The following is a 13,716-nucleotide window of genomic DNA, read 5'->3' on the forward strand; positions in this document are numbered from 1 at the left end:
AGGCGCTTGTCACGCAAGCTGGCCCGCCGAAAAAGTGGCGCTGCCCTCCCCCCGACCCCCTCCCAACTTCGTTGGGAGGGGGCGAGATTCTTAGGGGAGGTGCGCGGCGGCTGCGCCGCCGCGCACCTCCCCGTTAGCTTTGCCCCTGCTCCGCCGCGCGCGCGGGGGAGCAGGGGCAGGGGATGAGGGGGCATATTGGCAGCCGACTCCAAAATGAGAATTGCTGCGCCCACTCTGACCGACGCTACGCGTTTGCCATTTGCCCATCGTTAAGCGTACAATCCGCCTGTATCCGCCCCCATACACACCCGACAGGAGACCGTATGACTACCCATGACTTGACGGGTATCATCCCGCCGATGACGACTGCGTTTGACACAAGGGAGAACATCGACACCGGAGCGGTGACCGCGCAGGTGCAGTTCCTGGCCAGCGCGGGCGTGAATGGCATCTGCGCCGGCGGCAGCATCGGCGAAGGCTACACGCTCGAAGCGCGCGAACTCGAAACGCTCTGGACGACTGTCGCGCGCGCCGCCAGCCCGCGGCCGCTGGTCGCCGGCATCATCGTCAACAGCACGAAGCAGGCGATCGAGCGTTGCCGCATCGCCAAAGGCGCCGGCGCCGGCGCGCTGCAGGTGACGCCCCCGCACTACCTGTTCAAGCCGGACGACGAAGCATGCCTGGCGCACTTCCGCGATATCGCCGAAGCGACCGACCTGCCGGTGCTGATCTACAACGTGATCCCGTGGTGCTACCTGTCGGCTGCGCTGATGATCCGCATCATGCGCGAGGTGCCGGGCGTGCTCGGCGTCAAGCAAAGCAATAGCGATATGAAGGCCGTGGCCGACCTGCTGATGGACCTGCCGCCCGGCAAGATCGTGCACTCGGCGATCGACGCATTGCTCTACCCGACCTTCGCGCTCGGCGCGCACGGTTCGATTGCGGCCGTGCCGTCGGCTGTCCCGTTTGAGACGGTGGCGATGTGGAACGCGGTGCAGAAGAAAGACTACGCGACCGCCGAACGACTGACATGGCCGATCCTGCGGTTATGGAACACGATCGCGGGCGACCTGCTGCCGTCGGGCGTCAAGTACGTGCAGTCGCTGCAAGGCGTACCGAGCGGCTATCCGCGCCGGCCGATGCGCGACCTCAGCGACGATCAGAAGTCCCGCGTCCGCGAGGCGTTCGCCGCGCTGAAAGCAGTCTAGCGATCCGCGAATCACGCGCATAGACGCCAATTGCATCGTCGAGTGTTCAGCGCGCGAAGCCGGAAGGGCTTGTCCTTCCGGCTTCGCCGTTTTCACCGTCCAGGCTCAAGGTCAACTAAACCCCGGTCGATGTGCGTTCTGCTGCATGACCCAAGGCTTCGATTGCGGTGCTCGCTCGCTTGACAGCCGTCCGACTGTCGATTACACTTCGGGTATTCACACTTTGAGTAATCAATCCCTGTCATGAGTCGCACCACCCGCGCCCCGCTCGCGATGGAGCATGCCCTGCTCGGCTTTCTGCGCCGGCGCCCGATGCACGGCTACGAGCTCTATCAGCAGCTGTGCGACCCGCACGGGCTGTGGCTCATCTGGCGCATCAAGCAGAGCCAGCTCTACGCCCTGCTCGCCAAGCTCGAATCCGAGGGACTGGTCAGCGCGACGCTTCAGACGCAGGAGACGCGCCCGCCCCGCCGGGTCTTCCGGCTGACGCGCGCCGGCCGCGACCGCTTCCTCACCTGGGTGCGCTCGCCGGTGCCGCACGGCCGCGACCTGCGCCAGGACTTCCTCGCCAAGCTGTATTTCGCCGCGCGCGAAGGCGCCGGGGCGGCCGCCGCACTTGTCGCAGTACAGCAAGCGGAATGTCGCGCGTGGCTGGACGAGCGACGCACCGGTTCGCCTGCCGATGGTGCGCCATTCGAGGCGCTCGTCAAAAACTTCCGGCTTCATCAGATCGAAGCGATGCTGGCCTGGCTCGACACGGGCACGCCCGCACTGATCGCGGCGGCCGCGGACAGTTGAGAAGCGCATGACGACCCTGAGCGACTGGCTGGCTGCGCCCGCGCGCGGCGACGACCTGGCCGCACGGCGCGCCGTGCATGCCCCGTTGTGGCTGGCGGCCGTGCCGTTCCTGCTGTTCATCACGCTGCCGGTCGCCGCGCTGCTGCTGAGCACCTCGCCGGGCGGCGCATGGGAGAACCTGCAGCGGCCGGACGTTGCATTGGCCGTGCGCCTGAGCATCGGCACCAGCCTGACGGCCACCCTGCTGTCGATCGCCTTCGGTACGCCGGTCGCCATGCTGATGGCCTGGCGCACCTTCCCGCTCAAGCGCGTGCTCGACACGTTCATCGACCTGCCAACCGTGCTGCCCCCGGCGGTCGCGGGCGTCGCGCTGCTGCTCGCGTTCGGGCGGCGCGGTCTGCTCGGTTCCACGCTCGACACGCTCGGCATCGATATCGCCTTCACGACTGCAGCCGTGATCATCGCGCAGACGTTCATCGCATCGCCGTTTTACGTTAAATCGGCCATCGTCGGCTTCGCGTCGATCGAGCGCGAGATGCTGGAAGCTGCCGCGCTCGACGGCGCCGATCGCTGGCAGTTGTTTCGCTTCGTGCTGGCGCCGCTGGCGTGGACGGCGTTGGCCGGCGGCGCGGTGCTCACCTTTGCGCGCGCGCTCGGCGAGTTCGGCGCGACCATCATCTTCGCCGGCAACTTCCCCGGCCGCACACAGACGATGCCACTGGCGATCTATCTCGGTTTTGAGCTTCACCTCGACGTCGCGCTGACGCTTTCCTTGATTCTGGTCAGCTTCGCGTTTGCCGCCCTGATCATCATCAAGACTTTCCTGCGGCAGTCATAGGCCGCCCGGCGTCGGCGCCGTCGCGGCTGTGTTATACTGTCATGGCGGATCGGTGGACGTGCCGCCAGGACGCGAGGGGGGGGGAGACGACATGATTGACGCCATTCAGAGCCGGCTCCGGCAAGCGGTGGCGCCACGCGCCATCGACCAGACCGCGCTGGAAAAACGGCGGCTGGCCGCACTGTTCACCATTGCGCTGTTCAAGCTGTTCAACTTCTTCGGCGGGGCCTGGGACATTCAGTGGCACGTCGCCATCGGGCGCGACAGCCTCTGGATTCCGCCGCACCTGCTGGTGGTCGTCGCCTTCGTCGGCGGGCTGGCGATCGCGCTCGCCTGGGTTATCTACGAAAGCGAGTTGGCCCGCAGCGGCCAGCGACTGACCGGCGCCTGGCGCTTCGGGACGCTGGAAGCGGCCCCGCCGTTCTGGGGCGTCCTCGTCGCGTATGTCGCCGCCTTGAATGGCGGCGGCTTCGATGAGTTGTGGCACCGCGCCTTCGGCATCGACGCGACGCTCTGGAGCCCGCCGCACCTCTTCATCATGCTCTCGACCATGCTCGTCGACCTGAGCCTGCTGACCGGCATGGCGACGTCGGCGCGGCGGCTCGGTGTGCCGTTCGCGCGCGGAAGCTCCCTGTTCTGGGGTGTCGGCCTGCCGGGCGCGTTCCTGTTCGAGGCGTTCAACTTCCAGATGAGCCAGGCGTTCGTGGAAGGCTACAAAGTGCAGGGCGCCGGGCTGTACGGCCTGCTCTTCCCGGTGCTGGTCGGCGCGTTTTTCCCCCTCGCGCTGGTGCTGGCGGTGCGCGTGGTGAGGCGCTTCAGCGTCGGCCTGCTGATGTTCGGCATCGCGTTCGTCCTGCAACTGGTCAGTGTGGGCGTTACCGCGGCCGGCTTTGCCATTTTGCAGCCGGTCTCAGTCACCACGGAGTTCATCCGCAACAATCCCGACTCGACGGTGGCAATCTCCACGGTGTTCATGTCGGCCGTGGGGCTCTCCGGCTGGGTCGGCTTCGGGCAAGCGTGGATGCTCGCGCTGTCGCTGCCGCCCCTGCTGCTCGTCGCGTTGCTCGACCGGATCGCCTGGGCGCGCCCGCGCATGTGGATTGCCGCGCCGATTTACAGCGCCAGCCTGGTCATCACGGCGTTCGCGTGGTACAAGCAGTTGCCCGTGCTGCGCGACTACCCGATCGGCGCGAGCGATCTGCTGCTGGGCATCGTGTTGAGCGCGGGCGCGGGCCTGCTGACCGGATTGATCGGCTACCGCGTCGCGCGCATTGTGCCGGACGAGAGCGGGATGTAGCCGGCTATTTGTCCCTCTTTCGTTCGCGTGCTATAACGTATTGCGCGCTGCGTACGGTCACTCGCGCACCATCCCATCCTGCACAGGCCATGCCCTTGAACGTCCAGATCTACGACACCGCCGATGCCTTTGACACGCTGAGTTCCGAATGGAGCGCCCTGTTGGGACGCGCCGCCACCAATACGCTTTTCCTGACGCGAGAGTTTCAGGCCAACTGGTGGCAACACTTCGGCGCCGAGGGCGGCCTGCGGCTGGTCGTCGTCCGCGACGATGCGGGCGCGCTGGCAGGCATCGTGCCGCTATACGCCGAGCCGCCGGTGGACGGGCGCGTGGCGCTGCGGCTGATCGGCGGCGTCGAGGTGGCCGACTACTGTGACATCATTGCGCCGCGCGGCAGCGAAGAGACGGTGATCGCCGCGGCGTTCGACGCGCTGTGCACGCGGGACAACTGGCATGTGCTCGACCTGCGCAACCTGCCGGCTGCGTCGGCGACGCGAACGCTGATGGCCGCGCAGGCTACCGCGCGCGGGTTCAGCGCAGAGGAGCGCGTCGAGGAGGTCTGTCCAGTCATCACCCTGCCCGAGACGTTCGACGCCTACCTCGAAACGCTCGACAAGAAGCAGCGGCACGAGGTGCGCCGCAAGCTGCGCAAAGCGCACGCCGAGGCGGAGATCAACTGGTACGTCACCGGCGCCACGCACGATCTCGACCAGGCGCTGAGCGACTTCATCGACCTGCACCAGAAATCGCAGCAGAACAAAGACTCGTTCATGACCCCGGCGATGCAGGCATACTTCCGCGACCTGGCGCGCATCATGCTGGCGGCCGGCTGGCTGGAACTGTCGTTCATCGAGGTCAACGGCCAGCGCGCCGCGACCTATTTCAGCTTCGTGTACGACAAACAGACGCTGCTGTACAACTCGGGCTATGATCCGCAGGCGTACGCCGCGCTCAGCCCCGGCATTGTCCTGCTCAGCCACCTGATCGAGCACTCGATCGAGCAGAAACGGACCCACTTCGACTTCCTGCAAGGCAGCGAGACGTACAAGTACCGCATGGGCGCGGTGGACACACACGTCCACATGTTGACTGTTTCTCGATAGATTTCCTCCGTTTTTCTGCATGGCCGGTGCGACGTGGCAGTCCCGGCCTTAAAGCTGACGCTACGCGGCCTGATCTTTAAGGCAATCCGCTTGCATTCCCCTTGACCCTGTGATACACTTTCCCCTGTCGTGCCCATATTTAGTAATAGTCACGCCATTGACCACTATATATAGTGCGCTATGAAATGTCCATTCTGCGCTAACGCAGACTCCAAGGTCATCGATACCCGCGAAGTGGGTGGCGGCATTCGGCGTCGCCGCGAGTGCTTCAAGTGCCACCAGCGCTTCACGACGTACGAGCGCGTCGCGCCGATCCACCTCATGGTGATCAAAAACGACGGCCGGCGCGAGGAATTCAACCGCGAGAAGATCTTCCGCAGCGTGCAGTTGGCGTGCGCCAAGCGGCCGGTGTCCGCCGAACAGATGGAGCAGGTGGTCACCGAGATCGAAACCGAGTTGTTCAGCATCGGCCAGGCCGAGGTGCGCAGCGATCTGGTCGGCCAGAAAGTCATGGAGAAACTGCGCGCGCTGGACGATGTGGCGTACGTGCGTTTCGCCTCCGTCTACCGAAAATTCGCGGACGTGGACAGCCTCGCGGACGAGATCAAGGCGCTCAAGGAGCGCAAGCAGCGCGAGGAAGAACTCAAAGCGCAACTCAAACTTATTTAATCCCCGGGCGGGCCGTGCGTCCCTGCTGGACAGGGACGCGCGCCCGCCTTTTTGTTTTTATCTTTGCGGACTGGAATGGCCCGCAATAACCATTTTTGCAGGGAGAGCACACATGCTGATCGAAAAGCGCGGCCAGGCACTCAACCCCGTTTCGCTCGTGGTCATGCCCACGACCATCACCAAGCGCGACGGGCGCGTGGTGATGTTCGACATCGAGCGGATCGAGAACGCGATGGCGCGCTGTTTTGCCTCGCTCGGACGCACGCCCAGCACCCCGATTAAAGCGCTGTCGCGGCAGGCGGTGAACATCATATCCGCCAAGTTCGAGCGGCCGGCCGTCGAGGACGTGCAGGACGTGGTCGAGATGGTGCTGCAGGCGGCCGGCGAGTACGAGGCGGCCAAGCACTACATCCTCTACCGCGCCGAGCACGCCAAGCAGCGCAAGGAGCGCCCGATCCCGGATGCCGTGCGCGCCGCGTTTGACGAGTCCGACAGCTACTTCCCGACGCAACTGCAGAAGTTCCAGTTCTACGACAAGTACTCGCGCTTCAACTACGATCTCGGCCGCCGCGAGACGTGGATCGAGACGGTCGATCGCGCGGTCGACTACTTGCGTGAGCTGTCGCAGTCGCGCCTGCCCGGCGAGACGTACGCGCGCATCCGCGCCGGCATGCTCGGCATGCGCGCCATGCCGTCGATGCGCCTGCTGGCGATGGCCGGCGCCGCCGCGCGTCGCAACAACATTGCGATCTACAACTGCTCGTACCAGCCGGTCGAGAGCATCGACTCATTCGTCGAGGCGCTGATCATCTCGATGAGCGGCTGCGGCGTCGGCTACTCGGTCGAGAGCCGCTACGTGGAGAACTTCCCGCGCATCCGGCGGCAGGGCGGGCACACCCCACTGCGCATGGTCGTCGAAGATTCGGCCGAAGGCTGGGCCGACGCGATGCGCGCCGGCATGCAGACCTGGTTCGAGGGCGGCGATATGGCCTTCGACCTGTCGCTGCTGCGACCGGCCGGCGCGCCGCTGCGCACCAAGGGCGGGCGGGCGTCCGGCCCCGAGCCGTTGCGCCAGATGCTCGACTTCCTGCGCGCGCGCATCCTGGCGCGCCAGGGCTCGTTCCTGCGTCCGATCGACGCGCACGACATGATGTGCGCCGTCGGCAACGCGGCGGTCAGCGGCGGCATGCGCCGCACGGCGATGATCTCGCTGTTCGACTACCACGACGCCGAGATGCTGGCCTCCAAGAACGGCGACTTCGAGCGCGAGAACAGCCAGCGCTGGAACGCCAACAACAGCACCGTCTGGCCGGAAGCCGGACTGACCCAGACCGAGATCCTGCGCCAAATGCTGGAAATGGCCGAGGGCGGGCGCGGCGAGCCCGGCATCTTCAGCCGCCAGGCCGCGCTGAACTCGGTGCCGGCGCGGCGCAAGCCGCTCGACTTCGGCACCAACCCGTGCGGCGAGATCATCCTGCGCCCGTGGGAGTTCTGCAATCTGTCGATCGCCGTCGCGCGCAAAGACGACACGTACGAGACGCTCAAAGAAAAGGTCGAGCTCGCGACGATCATCGGCACCATCCAGTCGATGGCGACGCACTTCCCCGGCCTGCGCCCGCAGTGGCAGGCCAACTGCGAAGACGAGCGACTGCTCGGCGTGGACATCAACGGGCAACTGGACAGCCGGGTCGCGCAGGATGCGTCGGTGCAGGCGAAGCTGCGCCAGGTCGCGGTGGAGACCAACCGGCAGGCGGCGCAGTCGCTCGGCATCAACGTCTCGGCCGCCGTGACGTGCGTCAAGCCGTCGGGCAACTCGTCGCAGTTGTTCGACTGCTCGTCGGGCATTCACGCACGCTGGGCGCCCTACTACATCCGCAACGTGCGCGTCAGCGGGCACTCGCCGCTGTTCAAAGTGCTACGCGACGCCGGCGCGCCGATGGACCCGGAGAATGGCCAGACACCGGAGAACGCCAATACCTGGGTGGTGCACTTCCCGGTCAAGGCGCCCGACGGCGCGATCACGCGCAACGACATCTCCGCGCTCCGGCAGTGCGAATACTGGCTGCAGGTCAAGCAGAATTGGACCGAGCACAACCCGAGCGTGACGATCACCTACACGCCGGATGAGGTGATCGAACTGGTCAAATGGGTCTGGGATCACCGCGATCTGGTCGGCGGCATGACGTTCCTGCCGGCGTACGATGCCCAGTACGCGCAGATGCCGTATCAGGATATCACGCAGGGCGAGTACGAGAAGCTGGCCGGACAGTTCCCGCAGATCGATTTCTCGAAGCTGTTCCGCTACGAGGAAGAAGACCTGACGACCGCCGCGCAGGAACTGGCGTGCGCCTCGGGCGTCTGCGAAGTGGATTTCGCGCCGGCGCCAAGCAACAACTAGCGCGCAAGCGCTGGACAAAAAAACAAACGCCCCGCTTCACCGCGGGGCGTTTGTTTTATTGACTGTGCGACCGATGTGTACGGCTCGACCGGTGCTGCGCGTACGATTCTTGAGATCTCCATCGTGCACCCTACGCCCCAATCGGATTGAGGCTGCCTTCGGTTCTTACACGCGCTCACACCCGCATTTCCACACCCGTGCTCTTGCTGCCCGCGAGTATCAGCGCACGATAGAACTCGCGCGTCGCGCCCGAGGAAAGCCAGTATTTCTCGAACAGCACTTTGCCCCAATGCCACGACGCGCCCGGCTGTTCCAGGTTTACTGCCGGACTGGGCGTAGCGTAGAAGTTGCCTGCTCCCATGGCGGCCATCCCGTGGCCGAGTTCGACCATTCAGTAACCGTGACCGTCGAAGACGGCGGCCGGCGTGCGCCCCTCCAGTTCCGCCGCGATGTTGGCGGCCACAACCTCCCCTTGCGCGTGCGCAAATGCGCCCGCCTTCGGCAAGAGCAGCGGTGTTTCGGGTTTCCAGCGCCCCGGTAACGTAATGGCCGTAGCGTCTCCGATGGCGAAGACGTTCGCATATTTGGTCCGCAGCGACGCACCATCCACCGGAATCCATCCCGCCTCGTTGGTCAGGCCGGCCTCGCGCGCCACCCGCGAACCAGTGTGTGGCGGAATCGCCACCAGCAAGTCATAGGAAGCATTCGGCGCGTTCTCAAACACAAGTTCCTTCCGTTCGCCGTCCACACTCTTCAACTGCGTGAGCGGGTGATAGGCGATGCCCGACCGTTCGACGATACCGCGCAGTTCGCCGCCCAGCGTTGGCCCGGCGACAGGCATCGGCATCGGCTCCGGCGTAAAGAGATCCATCTGCGCGTTTACTTTGCGTTTGTCAAAGGCCGACTTCAAGAGCAGCGCGGTCTCATAGGGCGCGGCGGGGCACTTGAAAGGCAAGCGCGCGACGACGACGGCGACGCGCCCGCCCGTAAACTTCTGCACCGCCTCCCACAACTTCGTCGCGCCGGTGAGCGTATACGACGTGTGCGCAGCGGCAGCCAGCCCAGGCATGCTTTCGGGTGCCAACCCCGCGCCCAGGGCGAACACGAGATAATCGCAATGGATTTCGCGCTCACCCACGCGGGCCGTCTGCGCGCCGGCATCAACCTGCGTGACTTCAGCCTGCACGAACTCGACACGCGGGTGGAGTAGGCGACGCACGTTGGGGGACACCTGCGCGGGCGTGCGCGCGCCGATCATCACCCACAGGAACGATGGCGCGAACTCGTGCCGGTCGGACTTGTCCACCAGCATGATATGGTGTTCGGGTTTGAGCAACCGGGCGAGCGCGTTGGCCGTTGCAATGCCGCCGGCACCGGCACCCAGAATGAGAATCGTCTTGGCTGTCATCGTGTCCCTCTGCTGGTATCAAAAACATAAGGCTCGTGGAGTTGATTGGAGTCAGTATACCCCAATCCCCCCATGAGCCTATTGTAAACCCAAAGTTACGCAAGTGCGATCAGACGCCGAGCGTCTGTTGCATCTCTGCAAACTGCTCTTTGGTAATCTCGCCCCGGGCGTAGCGGCGCTTGAGAATGTCAAGCGCGGACTCCGCCGTCGGTGCGCTCATACCCGTCGGCGCCGCACTGCGGGCCACCGACTGCACGAGCCAGACCACGCCTCCGATGATAAGCAGCCAGAAGAACAACATACCAAGTCCACCCATGAACGGGAACCCCCATCCACCCATCATGCCCGGTCCCATCATACCCCAGCCATAGCCACGCCCGGCGGCGACGCCGGCGAACGGAGCCACGACCAGCATAATGACGAGCAAAACTCCAACGGCCAGCACGATGGCCCACCCTGTTTTATTCATTTCAGATCACTCCTTCGGCCTATGATGCGGATACGCGTCATCAGTTGTTGCTGCGTGAGGCGTGTCCGCGACGCCGAGCACGCGTTTCATCTCCTCAAACTGTTCGCGGTTGATCTCTCCAAGCGCAAAGCGCCGTTTGAGGATCTCGCGCAACGATTCGCTCTGCGGCGGGTCGGCCTGCGCAGGCTGGGCGCTATGGCCCGCATGGTTCAGCATGTGCATCATGCAACACATCTTACACCTCCTGTACTATACCTTATCATCAAGTTATGGAGATTGTGTGAAGACGCGCTCACAGCGCCCCGATCACGCGTTCGTGCTGGGCAAGTAGATCCACCAACTGCGTATAATCGGCGAGCTGAACGCCTTCTTGCATGGTCGCGGGCGCGAAGCCGCGCAGATGCAAGTCCTCGCTTAGCGCATAGGTGGCGATGCCCGCCTGCAAAGCGTGTACCACGGGCGTCTCGCCTTGCGCGCCAACGCCCGCCAGTACGGCATCCTGGGCCAGGAAAATGGACACTGTGCGGCCTTGTGCGCGCATGTTTAGCGCGAGTTCAAACGCGCCCCTGAGATTCGAGCTTGACGGTGCGCTGTTAATCCACACCAGGACGGATTCCATAACGCTCATCTCCTCAATACACCATCACGGCGTCGCATTCGGCCAGCAGTTGCGTCACCGCGACATCGTCCAGTAGTTCCGCACCGGCCACCCACCGTCCGTCTGCCAGCAGGCCGCGCGCACGCGCCGAAGGAGCGTGGATGCAGAGACGCGCGCCCTTCGCTAGGTGTTGGGGCCAGAAAGGCGATTGAGCGGTCCAGGCTGTACCGGCGGCGTCCTGTCCATCGCGCGCAGCGTACACCCCATCGTCAATCAACACGGCGCAGGTTGCCAGCTTTTCGGCCACAGCACCGCCAAGGTGCCGCAGCGCCTCAGCGTCGTGGATCTGCCCGTAAGGCGGACGGCGAATGAGAATGCACAATGAATTCTTCATGGGCTTACTCCGTGTCACGATCCCAGCGTAACGAAAACGTCGCAGTTTTTGATCAGTCCGAACAGCCGCTTCATGGAGCTCGGGTCGGCGCCGGGTGCGATATGTTCTGCGTTGATGCCACGGAAGTGCAGGCAGGTGCCGCACAACTCGACGTGCAGACCGCGTTCCATGAGCGCAGCGAACTCTTTCTCTGCGTGTGGAATACCCTGGGCTTTGTGACCACGCGTGAAGTTATACACGCCATCTGCCGACGCAAAGAGGTTGACGCCCCACCCCTTGTCCAACGCGGCGTGCGCCAGGCGCAGCGCCGTGTGCGTGTTTTCGTAGGAGTAAGGCGGCGTGCTCAGAAATAGCGTAAGGGTCTTCATGCGGCTTTTCTCCTCGGGGCGCTGCGTGCAGCGCGCGCCACCTCGGCATGTTCGCCGGCTTGCTCGGCCAACACCTCGCGGATCAAGTCGCAAGCCTGGACGATTTTGGGATTGGCAATGCCGTAGTACACGCTGGTGCCATCGCGGCGCGCAATGACGATGCGCTTGTGGCGCAGGACCATCAGGTGTTGCGAGATATTGGCCTGCTTGAGGCCCGTCTGTTCAGCCAGTTCGTTGACACGCCGCTCGCCAAAGCGCAACAGACTAAGGATTTCCAGCCGCACGGGGCTGGCAAGTGTCTGGCACAGTTCGGCATGGCGTTGAAAGAGCAGGTGACTCATCATTCCATTCTTACATTCATATTTACGAATATTATAGTGACGAGTCGACGGCCTGTCAAGCAAGCGCCTGGTGCAGCGATTCTCATTTCAACGCTGGATGGGCGCTTTGCAGGCCTTCGCACCGTGACGGCAGGCCGCATCATTCCCAGCAATCGCCAGCCAACCCGTCGGTGGGATGCGATCGCCGCGTCCAGCAGGCCGGGTAGCCCGACCCCTACGGTGCGCCGTACTCCAATATGAGAATGGCTGCACGTACCCTTCGCCAATTTGCACATTTCGCAATATGTGGTATATTAAATCGTCTCTATCGGAAGCGCCGCCCGGTGTTGACCCGCTGGCGGCGTTATTGTTTGTTCCGGCGCATGGTTCGTCCGCGGACGGCCCTCGTTGGGAAAGGAAAAGTATGGAATCGAAACTGTATGTTGGCAATCTGTCCTACGATGTTACGGAGGACGATCTGCGCCAGTTGTTTGCGCAGGCTGGCGAGATCAAAGAGGTTGCACTTATCCTCGACCGGACCACGCGCCAGTCCAAGGGCTTTGGCTTCGTCGAAATGGCCACACAGGCCGAGGCGGAGAATGCCATCCGCCTGTTCAATGACAAGGAAATGAACGGCCGCAACCTGACCGTGAATATCGCCCGCCCGAAGACCGATTCCGGCGGCGGCAGCCGAGGCGGCTACGGCGGCGGTGGCGGCGGCGGACGTCGCGGTGGTTACGGCGGCGGCAACCGCTACTAAACTCCCGTACTGACAGAACGCAGCAGCAACAGCCGCCAGAGGGCGCGGATGAATCATCCGCGCCCTCTGGCTTTGATACACCATCCGCCCGGCTACGCCCCCGTCGTCAGCGCGCGAATGCGCCGCCAGAGCGAGCGCCGCTCGACCAACCGCGTCTGTGCCTGCTTATTGGCGCCTTCCATACTGTCGAGCGCCGCCTCGGCGTCGTTCGTCAGCAACAGCGCGGGCTGCGCCGTCAGCACCGCCTCCGCGGCCTGGTCGGTTGCCGCATCCAGATAATCGCGGATGCCGTGCCAGAGCGGGCTGTTGATCTGCTCACGCACCGCTTTCAGCGCCGCCAGGCGCTGCTGCAGCGCGCTCGCGTTGTTGCCTTGCATGCCTGTTAGCGCGTCATCGCCCAGCTCGACCAGCCGGTCCAGACCGCCCACGGTCAGCGTCTGCGCAAACTGCGCGAGCTCGGAGCTATCACGCACGTCGAGCAGCGCGTTCAGCAACGCTTCGTCCTGCGCTTCAGCCATCTGGCTCAGCACGGACTCGTAACCCGCATCGATGCCCTGCGCACGGCAAGCTGCCAGCAGGTCCGCATGCACAACGATCTCCGGTGTTTCGGGCGACTCCATCGCGTTCGCCCGCAGCGAATCCTCGGCCGCATCGCTTAGCAGCGTGGCGCCATGTTCGCGCATGTACGCCACCGACGCCTCCCAATCAGGCGTGTGCATCCAGGCGTCGATCATCTCCTGCAAATTCGCTTGAGTCATAGCTCCCTCCGGGCAGGCGATAGCCGCCGCGCGCCCGGCGGCGCGCAGCAGCGCGTCCATTATACCCGATACGGTTTGTCAGCCTGTGTCCACGAAGAAACGCGAAAGAACATGGCAGTAGCGCGCGCACTAGCCTCCAGCAGCAACTCTATCGAAGATGTATTGAGCGCCTACCATGCTCTATTGGGCCAACAAGCCGTCATGCCCGCGTAGGGGCGCATGGCCATGCGCCCACGTCCAGAGATGTTTCCCCTGGGCTCCCGCTTTCACGGGAGTGACGATGTGGAGGGCTGTATGGTCATGCGCCACATCTCGCCCCCAATCTGTAAT

Annotated in this window: 17 protein-coding genes; 8 read left to right on the top strand and 9 right to left on the bottom strand. The window is 64.1% G+C overall.

The genetic code is table 11. The features are described from left to right. Positions 1-323 precede the first annotated feature (323 nt). The 7 genes from HZB53_21395 (at position 324) to HZB53_21425 (ending at position 8,311) form a co-directional block, all read left to right on the top strand. Positions 324-1,208: a dihydrodipicolinate synthase family protein gene (locus tag HZB53_21395; GenBank protein ID MBI5880214.1), complete on the top strand. Its 885-nt coding sequence runs from the start codon at positions 324-326 to the stop codon at positions 1,206-1,208. A 243-nt stretch (positions 1,209-1,451) separates the two neighbouring features. Further along, on the top strand, positions 1,452-2,006 hold the full coding sequence (locus HZB53_21400) for a PadR family transcriptional regulator (protein ID MBI5880215.1): 555 nt from the start codon (positions 1,452-1,454) through the stop codon (positions 2,004-2,006). A 7-nt stretch (positions 2,007-2,013) separates the two neighbouring features. Continuing rightward, positions 2,014-2,844, top strand: a complete 831-nt coding sequence (modB, locus tag HZB53_21405) for a molybdate ABC transporter permease subunit (protein MBI5880216.1) — start codon at positions 2,014-2,016, stop codon at positions 2,842-2,844. A gap of 91 nt (positions 2,845-2,935) precedes the next feature. After that, positions 2,936-4,141: a hypothetical protein gene (locus HZB53_21410; protein ID MBI5880217.1), complete on the top strand. Its 1,206-nt coding sequence runs from the start codon at positions 2,936-2,938 to the stop codon at positions 4,139-4,141. A gap of 89 nt (positions 4,142-4,230) precedes the next feature. Continuing rightward, positions 4,231-5,244 carry a GNAT family N-acetyltransferase gene (locus HZB53_21415; GenBank protein MBI5880218.1) on the top strand — a complete coding sequence of 338 codons (1,014 nt, stop codon included), beginning with the start codon at positions 4,231-4,233 and terminating at the stop codon, positions 5,242-5,244. Between the two features lie 180 nt (positions 5,245-5,424). After that, positions 5,425-5,913 carry a transcriptional repressor NrdR gene (gene nrdR, locus HZB53_21420; protein ID MBI5880219.1) on the top strand — a complete coding sequence of 163 codons (489 nt, stop codon included), beginning with the start codon at positions 5,425-5,427 and terminating at the stop codon, positions 5,911-5,913. A gap of 112 nt (positions 5,914-6,025) precedes the next feature. Then, on the top strand, positions 6,026-8,311 hold the full coding sequence (locus HZB53_21425; GenBank protein ID MBI5880220.1) for a recombinase: 2,286 nt from the start codon (positions 6,026-6,028) through the stop codon (positions 8,309-8,311). Between the two features lie 175 nt (positions 8,312-8,486). On the opposite strand, the gene HZB53_21430 is transcribed toward HZB53_21425, so the two are convergent. The 8 genes from HZB53_21430 to HZB53_21465 form a co-directional block, all read right to left on the bottom strand. Further along, positions 8,487-8,702, bottom strand: a complete 216-nt coding sequence (locus HZB53_21430) for a hypothetical protein (GenBank protein ID MBI5880221.1) — start codon at positions 8,700-8,702, stop codon at positions 8,487-8,489. Next, complete coding sequence (locus tag HZB53_21435; protein ID MBI5880222.1) at positions 8,703-9,719, bottom strand: NAD(P)/FAD-dependent oxidoreductase; 1,017 nt, start codon at positions 9,717-9,719, stop codon at positions 8,703-8,705. 109 nt (positions 9,720-9,828) lie between these two features. Then, the gene (locus tag HZB53_21440) at positions 9,829-10,062 is read right to left on the bottom strand and encodes an SHOCT domain-containing protein (GenBank protein MBI5880223.1); all 234 of its coding nucleotides are present in this window, start codon (positions 10,060-10,062) and stop codon (positions 9,829-9,831) included. A gap of 132 nt (positions 10,063-10,194) precedes the next feature. Beyond that, a complete protein-coding gene (locus tag HZB53_21445; protein ID MBI5880224.1) occupies positions 10,195-10,413 on the bottom strand; it encodes an SHOCT domain-containing protein in 219 nt (72 codons plus the stop codon). 67 nt (positions 10,414-10,480) lie between these two features. Next, positions 10,481-10,807, bottom strand: a complete 327-nt coding sequence (locus tag HZB53_21450) for a DsrE family protein (protein ID MBI5880225.1) — start codon at positions 10,805-10,807, stop codon at positions 10,481-10,483. A gap of 13 nt (positions 10,808-10,820) precedes the next feature. Continuing rightward, positions 10,821-11,180, bottom strand: a complete 360-nt coding sequence (locus tag HZB53_21455) for a DsrE family protein (GenBank protein ID MBI5880226.1) — start codon at positions 11,178-11,180, stop codon at positions 10,821-10,823. 14 nt (positions 11,181-11,194) lie between these two features. Then, positions 11,195-11,548 carry a DsrE family protein gene (locus HZB53_21460; protein MBI5880227.1) on the bottom strand — a complete coding sequence of 118 codons (354 nt, stop codon included), beginning with the start codon at positions 11,546-11,548 and terminating at the stop codon, positions 11,195-11,197. Then, positions 11,545-11,889, bottom strand: coding sequence for a winged helix-turn-helix transcriptional regulator (locus HZB53_21465; GenBank protein MBI5880228.1), 345 nt, complete (start codon positions 11,887-11,889; stop codon positions 11,545-11,547). Before HZB53_21465 ends, HZB53_21460 begins: the two co-directional genes overlap by 4 nt. Before the next feature lie 403 nt (positions 11,890-12,292). Here HZB53_21465 and HZB53_21470 point away from each other — a divergent pair, with 403 nt between their 5' ends. Then, a complete protein-coding gene (locus HZB53_21470; GenBank protein MBI5880229.1) occupies positions 12,293-12,628 on the top strand; it encodes an RNA-binding protein in 336 nt (111 codons plus the stop codon). Between the two features lie 92 nt (positions 12,629-12,720). On the opposite strand, the gene HZB53_21475 is transcribed toward HZB53_21470, so the two are convergent. Further along, positions 12,721-13,386, bottom strand: coding sequence for a hypothetical protein (locus HZB53_21475; GenBank protein ID MBI5880230.1), 666 nt, complete (start codon positions 13,384-13,386; stop codon positions 12,721-12,723). Positions 13,387-13,716: the final 330 nt, after the last annotated feature.

It is taken from the genome of Chloroflexota bacterium, assembly GCA_016235055.1.
Lineage (GTDB): Bacteria > Chloroflexota > Anaerolineae > JACRMK01 > JACRMK01 > JACRMK01.